This window comes from Aquamicrobium soli (assembly GCF_042646345.1).
GTDB lineage: Bacteria > Pseudomonadota > Alphaproteobacteria > Rhizobiales > Rhizobiaceae > Mesorhizobium > Mesorhizobium soli_A.
The window spans coordinates 61,475-77,236 of the sequence record NZ_JBHRTK010000002.1; the positions used below are offsets into that span (position 1 = coordinate 61,475).

9 protein-coding genes are annotated in these 15,762 nt (G+C 64.8%); 7 read left to right on the top strand and 2 right to left on the bottom strand.

Features of this window, described 5'->3' with window-relative positions; genetic code table 11:
* Positions 1 to 7: 7 nt before the first annotated feature.
* Positions 8 to 352 carry a hypothetical protein gene (locus tag ACFOHJ_RS02530; RefSeq protein WP_378218203.1) on the bottom strand — a complete coding sequence of 115 codons (345 nt, stop codon included), beginning with the start codon at positions 350 to 352 and terminating at the stop codon, positions 8 to 10.
* Here ACFOHJ_RS02530 and ACFOHJ_RS02535 point away from each other — a divergent pair.
* From ACFOHJ_RS02535 to ACFOHJ_RS02545, 3 genes are all read left to right on the top strand, one after another.
* A complete protein-coding gene (locus tag ACFOHJ_RS02535) occupies positions 345 to 8,918 on the top strand; it encodes a GH36-type glycosyl hydrolase domain-containing protein (protein WP_378218205.1) in 8,574 nt (2,857 codons plus the stop codon). The genes ACFOHJ_RS02530 and ACFOHJ_RS02535 overlap by 8 nt on opposite strands.
* 247 nt (positions 8,919 to 9,165) lie before the next feature.
* The gene (locus ACFOHJ_RS02540) at positions 9,166 to 10,944 is read left to right on the top strand and encodes a glucan ABC transporter ATP-binding protein/ permease (RefSeq protein WP_378218207.1); all 1,779 of its coding nucleotides are present in this window, start codon (positions 9,166 to 9,168) and stop codon (positions 10,942 to 10,944) included.
* Positions 10,945 to 11,023: 79 nt separating this feature from the next.
* Positions 11,024 to 11,779 carry a heme ABC transporter permease gene (locus ACFOHJ_RS02545; protein ID WP_378218209.1) on the top strand — a complete coding sequence of 252 codons (756 nt, stop codon included), beginning with the start codon at positions 11,024 to 11,026 and terminating at the stop codon, positions 11,777 to 11,779.
* A gap of 32 nt (positions 11,780 to 11,811) precedes the next feature.
* On the opposite strand, the gene ACFOHJ_RS02550 is transcribed toward ACFOHJ_RS02545, so the two are convergent.
* Positions 11,812 to 12,870: a D-TA family PLP-dependent enzyme gene (locus ACFOHJ_RS02550; RefSeq protein WP_378218211.1), complete on the bottom strand. Its 1,059-nt coding sequence runs from the start codon at positions 12,868 to 12,870 to the stop codon at positions 11,812 to 11,814.
* Positions 12,871 to 13,023: 153 nt separating this feature from the next.
* On the opposite strand from ACFOHJ_RS02550, the gene ACFOHJ_RS02555 reads away from it, so the two are divergent.
* From ACFOHJ_RS02555 to ACFOHJ_RS02570, 4 genes are all read left to right on the top strand, one after another.
* On the top strand, positions 13,024 to 13,710 hold the full coding sequence (locus ACFOHJ_RS02555; RefSeq protein ID WP_378218212.1) for a D-lyxose/D-mannose family sugar isomerase: 687 nt from the start codon (positions 13,024 to 13,026) through the stop codon (positions 13,708 to 13,710).
* 336 nt (positions 13,711 to 14,046) lie between these two features.
* Positions 14,047 to 14,391 (top strand): hypothetical protein, encoded by a 345-nt coding sequence (locus ACFOHJ_RS02560; protein ID WP_378218213.1) that lies wholly within the window; start codon positions 14,047 to 14,049, stop codon positions 14,389 to 14,391.
* A 240-nt stretch (positions 14,392 to 14,631) separates the two neighbouring features.
* On the top strand, positions 14,632 to 14,931 hold the full coding sequence (locus ACFOHJ_RS02565) for a hypothetical protein (RefSeq protein WP_378218214.1): 300 nt from the start codon (positions 14,632 to 14,634) through the stop codon (positions 14,929 to 14,931).
* Positions 14,906 to 15,523, top strand: coding sequence for a hypothetical protein (locus ACFOHJ_RS02570; RefSeq protein ID WP_378218216.1), 618 nt, complete (start codon positions 14,906 to 14,908; stop codon positions 15,521 to 15,523). Before ACFOHJ_RS02565 ends, ACFOHJ_RS02570 begins: the two co-directional genes overlap by 26 nt.
* Positions 15,524 to 15,762: the final 239 nt, after the last annotated feature.

Below are 15,762 nucleotides of genomic sequence, written 5' to 3' on the forward strand. Positions count from 1 at the left end.
CGGGGTTTCAGGAAAGCGCGCCGTTTCGCGACGGCGCGCTTTTTTTGGCCGCTCGGTTTTGGGCAACCGCCGCCGACGCCTGCCCGGAAGCGCGGCGATGGCCGCTGATCAAGATATCGGGCCGACAGCGGCGGCCGTTCACGAAATTGCCCGAATCCTCGCCCTTCCATCGGTCCGGGCCGGAACAAAAAACGAAGCCGGGCTGTTGTAGCCAAAGCCATGCCTGATATTGTCGTCGGGTTCGCCCGGTCTTTATTGCGATGCAACCACAGCAGGTTGAATCAGGTCTAGAAATTGCAGCCGCGATGACGATGCCGCCACGCGTCGCGCTCATGGAATTTTGAATGAACATACAATCCCGCCTGTCACGAACGGAAAAGACAAATGCCGCAAAGCCAGGCGGCGCCGAGGCGGGTGCGCCCGGACGGGGCGGTGGCATGCCGGTCGACGCGGATGAGCCGATCCGCCTGCCGTTCATGGACGAAGAGCGGCTGCGGGCGTTGGGAGAAAGCCTTGCGGGCGGCGACGTCAGCGACCTTGCGGACCTGACGCCGTTCGATTTTCATGCGCGCCTGCGCGACAACGCCAAGAAGATACTGGAAGTCTACCGCGCCACCAACGCAGCGCAGGGCAGGGGCGAGGTGGTGACGCCGGCCGCGCAATGGCTGCTCGACAACAATTATCTGGTCGAAGAAACCATCTTCCAGATCAAGCGCGACCTGCCGCGCCGCTTCTACCGGCAGCTGCCGACGCTGCAACTGGCCGACGGAACCAGCATTCCGCGCGCGCTGGCCCTTGCGTGGGCCTATGTGGCGCATTCGGACAGCTCTGTCTCCGCGTCGATGTTCAAGGCCCTCGTCGAAGGCTTCCAGTCGATCGAGCCGATGAAGATCGGCGAGATCTGGGCCTTGCCGCCGCTGCTGCGCTTCGTGCTGGTGGAGAACCTGCGCCGGCTGGCGGTACGGGTAAACCGCTCGCGCGACATGCGTCTGGTGGCCAACGACGTCGCCGACCAGGTGCTCGCCTCCAAGACGGACGACGACGGAGCGATCCTTTCCGCTCACCGGGCACATGCCCGCGACACCACCTTTGCGACCCAGCTTCTCTATCGGCTGCGCGACGGTTCGCAGAATGCCGGCAAGGCACTCGAATGGCTGGAGGCGGAACTGGAGCAGTCCGGTTCCGACGCCGAGGAAATCATCATCCGCGAGCACCAGACGCTGTCGAGCGGCAACGTCACGACGGGCAACATCATTCGCGGCCTGCGTCTCATCAACGACGTCGACTGGACATACTGGTTCGAGGAGGTAAGCCGCGTCGACGCGCTTTTGCGCGAACGCACGGATTTCAACGCGCTCGATTTCACCTCGCGAGATCAATACCGCCAGTCGATCGAGGACCTGGCGCGCCGTTCCAACCTTTCGGAATACCGCGTGGCCGAGAAGGCGACCGAACTGGCGGCTGCCGCGCAGGCCGATGTCGGGTTCTTCCTGGTCGGGCCGCGGCGCAAGGAACTGGAACGGGAGATCGCCTATCGTTCCGGCCCGCTCCTGAGGCTGCGGCGCGCCTACCAGAAAACGGGCTGGATCGGCATCGTGCTGCCGGTATTCGCGCTGACGGCGCTTCTGCTCGGCCTCACCGGCGGCGCCCTGCAGACGCTGGGCCTGCCGCTTCCGGTCATCGTGCTGATGCTGGTGCTTTTCGCCATTCCGGCCAGCGAAGGCGCGCTCGGCTTCTTTACAACTGTGGTTCTCCTGTTCCTCAAGCCCACGAGACTGGTCGGCTACGAGTTCAAGGACGGCCTGCCGGAATCCGCGCGTACGCTGGTGGTGGTGCCGTCGCTGATCGGTTCGCGCGACGATGTCGAGGAGAACATCCGCAACATCGAGGTCCACCATCTCGCCAATACCTCGGACGAACTCTATTTCGCCCTGCTGTCCGACTGGCCCGACAGCGCCGACGAGGTCGAGCAGGCGGATATCGAGATCCTCGACTTCGCCAAGGCGCAGATCGCCCGGCTGAACGAGCGCTACCCGAGTGAAGGGGGCGTGCCGCGTTTCCACCTGCTGCACCGGCACCGGCTCTACAACCCCTCGCAAGGGTGCTGGATGGGCTGGGAGCGCAAGCGCGGCAAACTGCACGAACTCAACCTGCTTCTGCGCGGCGACAGCGACACCACCTTCATGCCGGTCGAGGCGCCGCTGCCGGAGAACGTCGTCTTCGTGATGACGCTCGATGCCGACACCCGCACCACGCGCGACGCCGTCACCCGCCTGATCGGCAAGCTTTGCCATCCCCTCAACCGCCCGCATTTCGATCCCGCCGGCCGCACCATTACGGCCGGTTACGCAATCCTGCAGCCGCGGATCACGCCGTCGCTTACCTCGGGCGACGAGGCGTCGTTCTTCCAGCGCGTCTTTTCGGCCAACCGCGGGCTCGATCCATACGTGTTCGCCGTCTCCGACCTCTACCAGGACCTTTTCGAGGCCGGTTCCTTCACCGGCAAGGGGCTCTATCACATCGACGCCTTCGAGGCGGCCTTGCGCGAACGCATCGCCGAAAACACCATCCTCAGCCACGACCTGCTCGAAGGGGCGCTTGCCCGTTCGGCGCTGGTGACCGATGTCGAACTGGTCGAGGACTATCCGACCCGCTATTCGGTCGACGCCTCGCGCCAGCATCGCTGGGCGCGCGGCGACTGGCAGTTGCTGGGCTTCATCTTCGGACCCCGCTCGGGCGTGCCGGCGCTGTCGCGCTGGAAGATGATCGACAATCTGCGCCGGTCGCTGACGCCGATCTTCTGGGTCATGGCGGCAATTGCCGGCTGGACGCTGCTGCCCTTCACGCAGGCTGCCCAATGGCAGGCGCTGCTGATCCTCAGCCTGTTCATGGCGCCCACCTTCGACATCGTCAATTCGATCCTGCCCAAGAGCCGCGACGCTACGGCGCGCGGGCATTTTTCGGCGCTGGTGCACGATGTGGCGTTCGGCACCGCCATGGTCGCGCTCAAGATCGTGCTGATGGCCCATACCGCCTGGATGATGGGCGATGCGATCATCCGCACGCTTTACCGGCTTTTCATAAGCCGCAAGAACCTGCTTGAATGGCGCACCGCCTCGCAGGCGCAAAAGAGCGGCGGCAACGATTTCGCCTCCTACTACGCGCTGATGCACGGCGCGGTCATCGTCGGGCTCATCGGCCTTGCCATTCCTGTCCTGGCCGATTCCACCGGCGCGTTCGTCGCCTTCTTCTTCGCCCTGTTCTGGATCGGCTCGCCGGCCTTCGCCTGGGTCATCAGCCGCTCGGCCGAGACCGAAGACCGGCTGCGCATTTCGGCCCGCGACATCCAGGCGCTGCGCATCGCCGCGCGCCGGACCTGGCATTATTTCGAGACCTTCGTCACCCCCGAAGACAACCATCTGCCGCCGGACAATTTCCAGGAGACGCCGGCGCCGGTCATCGCCCACCGCACGTCGCCGACCAATATCGGCGTCTACCTGCTGTCGGTGGTGAGCGCGCGCGACTTCGGCTGGATCAGCCTCGCCGACGCGGTCGCGCGCATCGAAGCGACCATGACCACCATCGAGAGCATGCCGCGCAGCCGCGGCCATCTCTTCAACTGGTACGACACCGTTTCGCTGAAGCCGCTTTATCCACTCTATATTTCGAGCGTCGACAGCGGCAACCTCGCCGGCCATCTCGTCGCGGTGGCAGCGACCTGCGCCGAATGGGCGGAAGCGCCGTCCGTGCACCTGCAAGCCGATTTCGACGGCATCCTCGACGTCGTCGCCATCCTGGACGAGAGCCTGGACGAACTGCCGGACGACCGCCGGCAGTTGCGGCCGCTGAGGCAACGCCTTTCCGACCGGCTCGACGGCATGCGCCGGGCCGTCTACACCATCAAGCAGCAGCCGGAGATGGCTTCGATCCGCACCATCAACCTCGCGGTGCTGGCCGGCGAGATACGCAAGCTTGCGGTCGCCATCCACACCGAGGCGGCATCGGTGCGCAGCGACGTCATCGCCGACTGGGCGGCACGGCTCGAGGCCACCTGCGAGGCGCATGTGCTGGATTCCCACAGCGACGACGCGACGATCGCCGCGCTGCGGACCAAGCTTATCGAGTTGCGGGAACGCGCGCGCCGCTTCGCCTTCGAGATGGACTTTTCCTTCCTTCTGCGCACCGAACGCAAGCTGTTGTCGATCGGCTACCGGGTGGAAGAACACCAGCTCGACGAGAGCTGCTACGACCTGCTCGCCTCCGAGGCGCGGCTGACCAGCCTGTTCGCGGTGGCCAAGGGCGACCTGCCCACCGACCACTGGTTCCGCCTCGGGCGGCCGGTGGTGGAGATCGGCTTCCAGGGCGCGCTGATGTCCTGGTCCGGCTCGATGTTCGAATATCTGATGCCGCCGCTGGTGATGAAGGAGCCGCAGGGCAGCATCCTCAACCAGACCAGCAAGCTGATCATCAAGCGCCAGATCCAGTACGGCAATTCGAAGAACGTGCCGTGGGGTATTTCCGAGGCCGCCTACAATGCGCGCGACCGGGAGCTGAACTACCAGTACACCAATTTCGGCGTCCCGGGCCTCGGGCTAAAGCGCGGCCTCGGCCAGAATACGGTGATCGCGCCCTATGCGACGGTTCTGGCCGCGCAGTTCATGCCGCGCGAGGCCGTCGACAACCTGGAGCGCCTGAAGAAGATCGGCGCGCTCGGCCGGCACGGCTACCACGACGCGGTGGATTTCACGCCGCAACGGCTGCCCGAAGGCGCCGACCATGCGGTGGTGCGCAACTACATGGCGCACCACTCGGGCATGTCGATCGCCGCCGTCGCCGACGCGATCTTCGAGGGCCGCCTGCGCGACCGTTTCCACAGCGATCCGGTGATCGAATCGGCCGAGCTTCTTTTGCAGGAGAAGGCGCCGCGCGAAATTCTCGCCGCGACGGTGCGCACCGAGGCCGACGAGCGTACGGCCAAGGGCGAAACCGAGGTGCAGAGCCCGGACACCCGCATCATCCTCGACCCGCTGTGGGCGCTGCGCTCGACCAGCCTGATGTCGAACGGGCGCTACTGCGTCATGCTCACCGCCACCGGCTCCGGCTACAGCCGCTGGGGCGAGGTCGCGGTCACGCGCTGGCAGCCCGATCCGACCGAGGACCGGCTCGGCACCTACATCTTCCTGCGCGACACCGATACCGGCGACTGGTGGTCGACCACCGTAGAGCCCAAGCGCGTGCCAGGCGAAACCGCGCACACCCAGTTTTCGGACGACAAGGCGAGCTTCGTGAAGACGGTCGGCACGCTGCGTTCGGAAGTCGAGTGCATCGTCATTTCCGAAGGCAACGGCGAGGGGCGCCGCGTCACGCTTTTCAACGACGGACCGACCGACCGCCACATCGAAGTGACGTCCTTCGCCGAACTGGCGCTCGCGCCAGAGGCTACCGACAACGCCCATCCGGCCTTCTCGAAGATGTTCGTGGAGACCGAGATCGTTCCCAATACCGGGGTCATCTTCGCCACCCGGCGCAAGCGCGACCCCAATGAGCAGGGCGTCGCAGCCGCCCATTTCGTCACCAATCCGTCCGGCCTTGCCCGCGATACCGAGGCGGAAACGGACCGGCGCGCCTTTATCGGGCGCGGGCGCACCATCGCCAACGCGGCTGCGTTCGATCCGGGCGCGACGCTTTCGGGGCAGGCGGGTTTCACGCTCGATCCGATCGCCTCGCTGCGGCGGCACGTGCGCGTCCCGGCGAGGAAGAAGATTTCGCTGACGTTCTGGACCATCGTCGGCTCGGACCGAAAGGAGATGGAGGAGACGGTTTCGCGGCTCGACCATCCCGAGAGCTTTTCGCGACAGGCCATGCTGGCCTGGACCCGCTCGCAGGTGCAGACCCGTCATCTCGGCCTCAGCCTCGCCGACGCCGCCAATGTCCAGAAGCTGGCGCGCTACCTCATCTATCCGGACGGCTTCCTGCGCGCTCCGGCGGAGACGATCGTTTCCGGGCTCGGCAAGCAGTCCAGCCTGTGGCCGACCAGCATCTCGGGCGACTACCCGATCTTCGCGGTCAGGATCGCCGACATTGCCGATATCGAGATCGTCGCCCAGGCGCTGCGCTTCCAGGAATACATGCGCGCCCGCGGCATGATGGCCGATCTCGTGATCGTCAACGAACAGGCTTCGTCCTACGTCCAGGACCTGCAGCAGTCGATCGAGAGGCTGTGCGAAAACAGCCGTGCGCGCGGCACGGAGCTCGGTCCGCGCCAGCATATTTTCGCGGTGCGCCGCGACCTGATGGACGAGACCACCTACAAGACCCTGCTCGCCGTCGCGCGCGTGGTCCTGCATACCCGCAACGGCACCATCTTCGACCAGATCGAGCGCGCCGAGACGGCTGGCCTGCAGGCGCGGGATGCGCTCGTGCCGCAGGGGGCGGCTGCCTCCGAGGATGTTCCCGCCTCGGTGCCGGCTCCGGTCGAGCCCAGCCCGGTGCCGGCAGCACCGGCCGACGGCACCGGACTGGCCTACTGGAACGGCTTCGGCGGCTTCGACGGCGATGGCCGCCATTACGTCGTGCGGCTGAGCGGCCGGGACACGACCCCGCAGCCCTGGATCAACGTGATCGCCAACGCCTCGTTCGGCTTCCATACCTCGGCGGAGGGCGCCGCCTTTACCTGGAGCCGCAACAGCCGCGATTACCAGTTGACGCCGTGGTCGAACGACCCGGTGACCAACCGGCCCGGCGAAGGCATCTATATCCACGATCTCGTAAGCGGCGAGGCGTTCTCGCCGATCGCAGCCGTCGTGCGCGATACGGGGATAACGTACGAGGCCTGGCACGGGCAGGGCTTCTCGACGTTCCGGGCGGCGAGAGGACCGCTGGAGATGGACCTGACCCATGTCGTCGATCCCGTCGATCCGGTGAAGGTTTCGCGCCTGCGCGTCCGCAACAGCGGAACCGCCGCGGTGCGCCTGCGCGTCTATGCCTATGCCGAGTGGGTGCTGGGCGGCCATCGCTCCCGGACCGCGCCGACCGTCATCCCGTCGCGCGACGAGGCGACGGGCGCGCTTCTGGCGCAAAACCCGTACGGGCTCGATTTCGGCGACCGCGTTGCCTTCCTCGGCAGCGACCGCCCGCCGCAATCGGTCAGCGCGGACCGGCAGGAGTTTTTGGGCCGGCATGGCAGCAGCGAAGCGCCACGCGCGGTGCTCGAGGGGGCCAGCCTGTCCGGCCGCATCGAGGCCGGCGACGACCCTTGCGCGGCGATGGCGCACGATGTCGAAATCCCGGCCGGCGGCGACGTGACGATGCTGTGGCTGATGGGCGACGCGGCTTCCGCCGAGGAAGCGAGCGAGCTGATTGCGCGCCACGCCAAGGTCGACTACGACCAGCGCCTTGCCGACAACGAGCGCCAGTGGCGCGGCTTCCTCGATACGATCCAGGTCGAGACGCCGGACAAGGCGCTCGACGCCATGGTCAATCACTGGCTGCCCTATCAGGCGCTTTCCTGCCGCGTCCGGGCGCGTTCGGCCTTCTACCAGGCCAGCGGCGCGTTCGGCTTCCGCGACCAGTTGCAGGACACGATGGCGCTGCTCGCGCATGACCCGGACCTCGGCCGCGAGCAGATTCTGAACGCGGCCGGCCGGCAATTCGCCGAAGGCGACGTGCAGCACTGGTGGCTGCCGCGCACCGGCGCCGGCGTGCGCACCATCATCTCGGACGACGTCGTCTGGCTCGCCCATGCCGTCGCCCGCTACATCGCTGTGACGGGCGACAAGGCGATCCTGAAGCAGCAACTGCCGTTCATCGAGGGGCAGGCGCTGGCCGAGGGGGAACACGATTCCTTCTTCGTGCCTATCGCTTCGCAGAAGACCGCGTCGCTCTACGAGCATTGCGCCCGTGCGCTCGACCTCGCCATCCAGCGCAGCAGCGAGGGCGGCCTGCCGCTGATCCTCGGCGGCGACTGGAACGACGGAATGAACCGTGTCGGCGAGGAGGGTCGGGGCGAAAGCGTCTGGCTGGGCTGGTTCCTGCTGGCGGCGCTGGGCGACTTCGCGCCCATCGCCAAGGCCGAGGGCGACACCAAGCATGCGCAGGCTTGGGAAAAACACGCCCGCGCCCTGAAACGCGCGCTCGAAAGTTCGGCGTGGGACGGCCAGTGGTACCGGCGCGGCAGTTTCGACGACGGCACGCCGCTCGGTTCCCATAATTCCGACGAATGCCGCATCGACTCCATCGCCCAATCGTGGAGCGTGCTGTCGGGCGACGGCGATCCCGCGCGTTCCCGTACCGCGATGGAGGCTGCGGTAAAGTTCCTCGTCGACGACGACCTCAAGATCCTGAAGCTGTTTACGCCGCCCTTCTCGAAAACCCAGAAGGATCCGGGCTACATCAAGAGCTATCCGCCCGGCGTCCGCGAAAATGGTGGCCAGTACACCCATGCCGCGACCTGGTTTGTCATCGCGCTGGCCGAAATGGGGCTTTTCGACGAGGCGTACCGGTGCTTTGCGATGCTGAACCCGGTCAACCACGCCTTGGACGCAGAGGCTTCCGAGCGCTATCGCGTCGAGCCTTACGTGGTCGCCGCCGACGTCTACGCCGGCGAGGACAAGGGCGGGCGCGGCGGCTGGACCTGGTATACCGGCTCGGCCGGCTGGCTCTACCGCGCGGCGGTGGAAGGCATCCTCGGCATCAGCAAGAAAGGCAAGCGCATCGAGGTTTCACCACGCCTGCCAAGCCATTGGAACGGCTACTCGGCCATCCTCAAAATGCCGGAGGGCGAGTGCACGATAAAGGTCGTGCGCGACAAGGCCGCCAGGGCGGTGACGATCGAGAAGGCGGGCGTGCGGCAGAAGGGTCTTTCCTTCGACCTCAAGGCCAATGCTTCAATCGAGGTTACGGTAACAATACCTGCCTGAATGCCGGCCTGACGGCGACTGCATAAAATTGAGGCAGCGGGCGACCGCTGCCTTTATTTTGCCGCAGGGATGACATTTTAGCTTTCTTCTCAATCCGTTAGACGATCACGCCAAATTTCCTTCCGTTGTCATGTTTTGTTCGCGAAATCGGAACAGAAGGGGGTTCGGGCCATTGTTAAGCGGGGTGTCAATCGATAGGTCTCTGCTGCAACAGAACGCTGTGCAATAAGTTCGGTGGAGTAGGCAAGTGTCGCTTCTGCAAATCTACTGGAGAGCACTGGGTTATCTTGCGTCCGACAGAAAGCGCGTTGCCTTCATTTGCGCCGCCAATGTCACGCTGGCCATCATAACCATTCTCGAGCCCATCCTGTTCGGCCGCGTCATCGACGCCATGTCGGACAAGCAGGACGTCGTGCCGACACTGGTGCTGTGGGCAGGCCTCGGCGCATTCAACATCATCGCCTTCGTATGGGTGGCGCGCGGCGCCGACCGCTTTGCGCATGCCCGGCGCGGCGACCTGTTGTGCCAGTCCTTCGAGCGCGTGATCACCATGCCGCTGTCGTGGCACCAGCAGCGCGGCACCTCCACGGCGCTGCACACGCTGCTGCGCGCCACCGAGGCGCTGTTCAGCCTGTGGCTCGAATTCATGCGCCAGCATCTTTCGGCGGCCGTGGCGCTGTGCCTGCTGGTCCCGACCGCGCTGCATCTCGACCTGCGCATGGCGACCGTGCTCCTGGTGCTGGGCGCGATCTATGTCGCCGTCGGCCGGCTGGTGATGCGCAAGACCAAGGCCGGCCAGGCCAATGTCGAGCGCCACTACCATCAGGTGTTCGGCCACGTCACCGACGCCGTCAGCAACGTCTCGGTGTTGCAGAGCTATAACCGCATCGGGCTGGAAGCCGAGATGCTGCGCCAGCATGTGCGCAACCTTCTCAATGCTCAGTACCCCGTGCTCGACTGGTGGGCGATCGCCAGCGCGCTGCAGCGGCTGTCCTCGACCATTTCGATGATGGTGGTGCTGCTGATCGGCGCCTATCTGGTGACCCACGGCCAGTTGCGCATCGGTGACGTCGTTGCCTTTACCGGCTTCGCCACGGTGTTGATTGCCCGGCTCGACCAGATCTCGGCTTTCGTGAACCAGATTTCCGACAACCGGGCCAAGCTGGAAGAATTCTACCGGCTGGAGGATGCCGCTGCCGAGGGCGTCGAGCCCGAGGGCATGCGGGACCTCGGCGCCGTCACCGGCCATGTGCGCTTCGACAACGTGTCGTTCGAGTTCGGCAAGTCGGGCCAGGGCGTGCACGATGTCTCGTTCGAGGTCCAGGCCGGCCAGACCATCGCCATCGTCGGCCCGACCGGCGCGGGCAAGACCACGGTCATCAACCTGTTGCAGCGGGTGTTCACCCCGGATTCCGGCCGCATCCTGATCGACGGCATCGACACCCGCATGGTGACGCGCAAGTCGCTGCGCCATTCGATCGCGACCGTGTTCCAGGATGCCGGGCTGCTCAACCGGTCGATCGAGGACAATATCCGCGTCGGCCGCGCCGATGCCAGCTATGACGAGATCCATGCCGCCGCCGCCGCTGCCGCCGCGCAGGACTTCATCCTGTCCAAGGCCGACGGCTACGACACGATGGTCGGCGAACGTGGCGGGCAGCTTTCCGGCGGCGAGCGCCAGCGCATCGCCATTGCCCGTGCGGTGCTCAAGGACGCGCCGATCCTGGTGCTCGACGAGGCGACCAGCGCGCTCGACGTGGAAACGGAAGACCGCGTCAAGGATGCCATCGACGAACTGCGGCGCCACCGCACCACCTTCATCATCGCCCATCGCCTCACCACGGTGCGGGATGCCGATCTGGTGGTGTTCATGGATAACGGCCGCATCGTCGAGATGGGCGGTTTTGCCGAACTGTCGCTGCGCAACGGGCGCTTTGCCGCCCTGCTGCGCGCCGGCGGCCTGCTCAACGACGAGGAAGTTCGCCGCCTGAGCCGCATCTCTGCGGTGAAGGATGCCGCGGCCTGATTTTTCGGTCTCCCGGACTTCAGCCTGCGACACCGGCGATCGATTGCCGCCGCCGTTCCTCCGGGCTATGTAACGGGGCATGAGCGACACAAGCGAGCGCCCCGCGACCTGGACCGATTTCGCCAATCCGACGTTTTTCGTCGGCTTGGCCGACCGGTTGGTGCCATGGCTGGCGGCCGTCGCCGCGGTCATCCTGGCGGTCGGCCTCTATATGAGCTTTGCCGCGCCGGCGGATTACCAGCAAGGCATCACCGTCCGCATCATGTATATCCACGTGCCGTTCGCGTGGCTGTCGATGATGTGCTACTCGCTGATGGCGGTTTCGGCGCTGGGCACACTGGTGTGGCGCCATCCGCTGGCCGATGTCGCGCTCAAGTCCGCCGCTCCGATCGGCGCGGTCTTTACCGCGCTGGCGCTGATCACCGGCTCCATCTGGGGAAAGCCGATGTGGGGCACCTGGTGGGTATGGGATGCGCGGCTTACCTCCGTGTTCGTGCTGTTTCTCATGTATCTCGGCATCATCGCGCTGACCCGGGCGCTGGACGATCCGGGGCGCTCCGCCTGGGCCGCCGCGGTCATCACGCTGGTGGGCTTCATCAATGTCCCGATCATCAAGTTTTCGGTCGACTGGTGGAATACGCTACATCAGCCGGCATCGGTGTTCCGGCTGGACGGCCCGACCATCGACCCCAGCCTTTTGTGGCCGCTGCTGGTCATGGCGCTCGGCTTTACCGTGCTTTTCTTCACGCTTCACCTGATGGCGATGCGCACGGAAATCTGGCGCCGGCGCGTCGCCGCCATGCGGCGCATCGCGGCGCGCAGCGCCGAGCGGTAGCAGGCGCCGCCCGATACAGCGAACGACTGTCGTCAGTCGGAGCGGCCGCGCGCCGCGACCGGCAGCGTTTCCAGCACTTTCTCGCCCGAGATCAGGTGCACCTTGTCGAACAGGTTCACGACGACGCAGCAATGGTTGGGGATAAGGCGCACGCGCTCGCCGACCGACACTCGGGCGCTGCCTGACAACAGCAGCTTGCCGTGTTCTTCGCTAAGCCCGCTGACCGTGGCGCCGGGCATGCCCTGCACCTCGCCGAAGTCGGACAGCCCCAGCGTGTCGCTGGACAGCGCCTTCGAGCCGGCATCGACGATGGCGCGTGTCGCGGTCGGATGGCTGACTACCGTGGCCAGTACGGTGAGCGCGCAATCGTCCAGCGTGGCCGCGCCGTCCCGGACCTGCGACCGGTCCATGTAGATATAGGTGCCGGGGCGATATTCGGTGACGACGGTGTCGCTGCCCGTCCGCCACATGTCGGGGGTGCCGCCGCTGGAAATGCGCCGGCAATCGAGGCCCGATGCCGCAAGCGCGTCGCGCGCTTCCCTCAGGAAGGTTTCGGCCTTTTCGGGTTGCCCGTTCGCCGGATAGGTCATCAGCCCGCCGAAGCTGAGGCCCCGCGCCGCCTCGATGCCGCGCGCCAGCGCCACCGCCTCGCCGGCGTCCTGGACGCCGCAGCGGCCCATGCCGGTATCGCACTCGACCAGCACATCGAGCCGCCGGCCGGGATCGCTGAAGGTGGCGGCCAGCCCGTCGAGCGCGACGGCGTTGTCGACGGTGACGGACAGGGTGACGCGCCGGTGCAGGGCAAGCAGGCGTTCCAGCTTGGCGCGGCCAAGAATGTTGTAGGGCAGGAAAATATCTGTCAGCCCGGCGTCGGCCATGACTTGCGCCTCGCCGATCTTCTGGCAGGTGATGCCGGCCGCGCCTGCCTCCATTTGCTTGCCTGCCCAATAGGGAAGCTTGTGGGTCTTGATGTGGGGGCGCAGTTTCTGCCCATGGCGGTCGGCATGCGCCTGGGCGCGCGAGATATTGGCCTCAGCCCGGTCCACGTCGATGAGGACCGCGGGCGTATCGAGATCGTGGATCGTAGGCATGGCCGTCCCTCGTGAAAGACAGCGCCGGTTATGGCTCCGATCCCGTCTCGTGTCACGCCTCGGCAGCCGGTGAGCCTTGCCGGGCACGGATTTATCGACAGCGCCGCGGCATTCGTCTATCCGATGATGATGCAGGCTCAGGAGGCCACCGTCATGAAACGCTCCGCTATCAACGCCATCATCCGCGAGGCCGACGCCTTCATCCGCTCGTTCGGCTACATCATGCCGCCATTCGCCTATTGGAGCCCGGAAGAAATGAAAGCCCGGCGGGAAAGCTCCGCCGGCATCTTCAGGTCGCGGCTGGGCTGGGACATCACCGACTACGGGCAGGGCAAGTTCGGTGAACTCGGGCTATTCCTGTTCACCGTGCGCAACGGCCGTTTCGAGGACATGAAGAAAGGCTCCGGCATGCTCTATGCGGAAAAGATCATGATCTCGCGCAAGGACCAGTTGTCGCCGATGCACCGCCACGTCATCAAGGCCGAGGACATCATCAACCGCGGCGGCGGGAAGCTGGTGCTGGAACTGTTCATGCCGGATGCCGAAGGCGGCATCGACCCGACGGCGGAAGTCTCGGTTCCGGTCGACGGCACCATCCGCAAGCTGCCGGCGGGCGGGCTGCTGAAGCTCGACCCCGGCGAGAGCGTGACACTCCTGCCCGGCGTCTGGCACGCCTTCTGGGGCGAGGGCAAGGACGTGCTGATCGGCGAGGTGTCGACGGTCAACGACGACCTTACCGACAACATCTTCCGCGAGCCCATCGGCCGCTTTGCCGATGTCGAGGAAGACGTGGCACCGCTGCACCTGCTGGTTTCCGACTACGAGAAATGGGTGGGGTAGGGCGCACTTCTTCTTCGCGCAAATGTGACGGGGACCGCAGGCGACATTGCCGCGCGGCCGTGATAACCGCATTTTTTGCCGATACGCCCCCGATCGGCGGCCGATTCCTTGCTGCATGTCTCCCGAAAGTGGCTCCAGTTCCGGGATAAGGGCATGCCCGCTTTATCTGGAACCCGATCGTGAACCGCATTGTCCCGCTCGTCCTCGCGGTCGCCCTGTTCATGGAAAACAGATAGAACCCTTGCAGTGTGCGCAGATGTGCGGGTTGTCCCGCTACGGTTCATAAACTGAACCCTAAATCGCGCACGCCTGGCGCTGGTGCAAGCAGCGCACGCCTTGACGGAAACACCGAGAGCGCCGCAAATAAACGGCATGCAAAGGCTCTCGACAAAACAAACCCTAGCTGTGCTCGGCCTTACACACCGGAACTCGCTTCGGGACCGTATCGCCAAAGGGCAGCTTACCCCCATCGTGGATAGGGGTAGGAACTACTACGATAAGGAACAGGTCGAGCGGTTGGCGCGTAACGAACCGTCCAAATCACGCCTTGCAATCGATGCGGGGTTGCCTGTCGCCAAGGGCTTCGAGCACATTACGGTCGAGGAATTTGAAGACTCCGTCCGTGAGGCAAAGCGGCTGAAGCAAAGCGCCCACCTTGAGGACCCCTACAGCGAGGACTGATCGCGGCTCCCCGTTGCCGAATAGTTGCCGTTGACGTTTCCGCACGTGGTGACTCATCGTCGCGTGACGTGCGCACGAAAGGCAACCGTCATGTCGATACCTCCACCACCCCCTCCACTGATCAACCTGCCACAGGATGACGAACCGTCCGAGGCGACGCGCCAAGCCAACTCACGAGCGACAGTCTCTCGACATGCTCGCGACTATTTGGAGAACGCAATCACTACACTGGCCGTCTTGATGGACGATCCAAAGGCCGCGTCGGCGCAGGTGCGCGCCTGCGAGAACATTATCGCGTGGGGTGCGGGCAAGCCGGGCCGATACGTGGACATCGGCAATCTGAAAGGTCTGACCGTCTTCGAAGCCGTGGACGAGGTGATCGCAGCAACGGCGCGCGGCGCATGCTCGCTTGAGGACGGGGAGGCGCTGGTTGACATGCTCAAGAAGCGCGTTGACCTGACCGAGGTCGAGAAGATGCGTGCCGAGTTGCAACACCTGAAAGCACAGAGAGCGCATGATGTCCAAGCTCGACCTTCGTAAGGAACTCGACGCTTTCAAAAAGCAGTACGGAGACGTTCCTGCCGATAGTGCCCCCACCAACGTTCATCTGTGGCAAGTTACGGACAGAGAGATCGTTCGCATTGGTGAGAACGCGGGTGTTGCCGGCATCGATATGATTTCCATTCCGGCAGGGAAGTTCCTCACCGAAGGCGTCGACAGCGCGCGGAGAATTCCATCCGAACGATGGGTTCGCATGTTTGCACATCTGACGGAGTTGCCCGAACAGTTTCCCCCTGTGCCGGTGTTGTGTGACGCGCCCCTACCTCCGAAAGCGAACGCTATCACCAACACGCCCAAAGAAGGGGGCGCAGACGCCCCATCCGCACCCGTACACGCGGACGCCGCACACAAACGTGCGTCGGGTACCCCAAGCGCCCGAACGCGGCTTCCCGCTGACATAGATCGCGGTGCCGTGCTGATTGATCTCGCAGAACATCGCAAGAAGCCCCAGCCTCGGCGCGAGAGTGCTACCGAGATCATGGAACGCCTGCTCGGGCAGATGAAACCCTCGCCGAATACTGCGAAGCCGATGGCGCTCGCGCCGACGCAGGGAAGGAATAGCGATGCTTAACCTTCGGATAGTCGAGAAGGATTCACTCGAAGATCAAAATAGTTGGGCCGCGTTCCGTGAAAAGCAGCGCGAGTGGGTCGTCCAGCGCGAGATTATACGGGAACAGCGGCGACAGGCGAACGAAGAATATATCGCTGAGTTACGGAGGCGTTGCGCTGTGCAGCGCGGTGGCATTTCCCCATACGAAGAAGACGTACGCCAAGTTCGATCAAAGCTGGGCGCTGCGCTGGATCGGATGG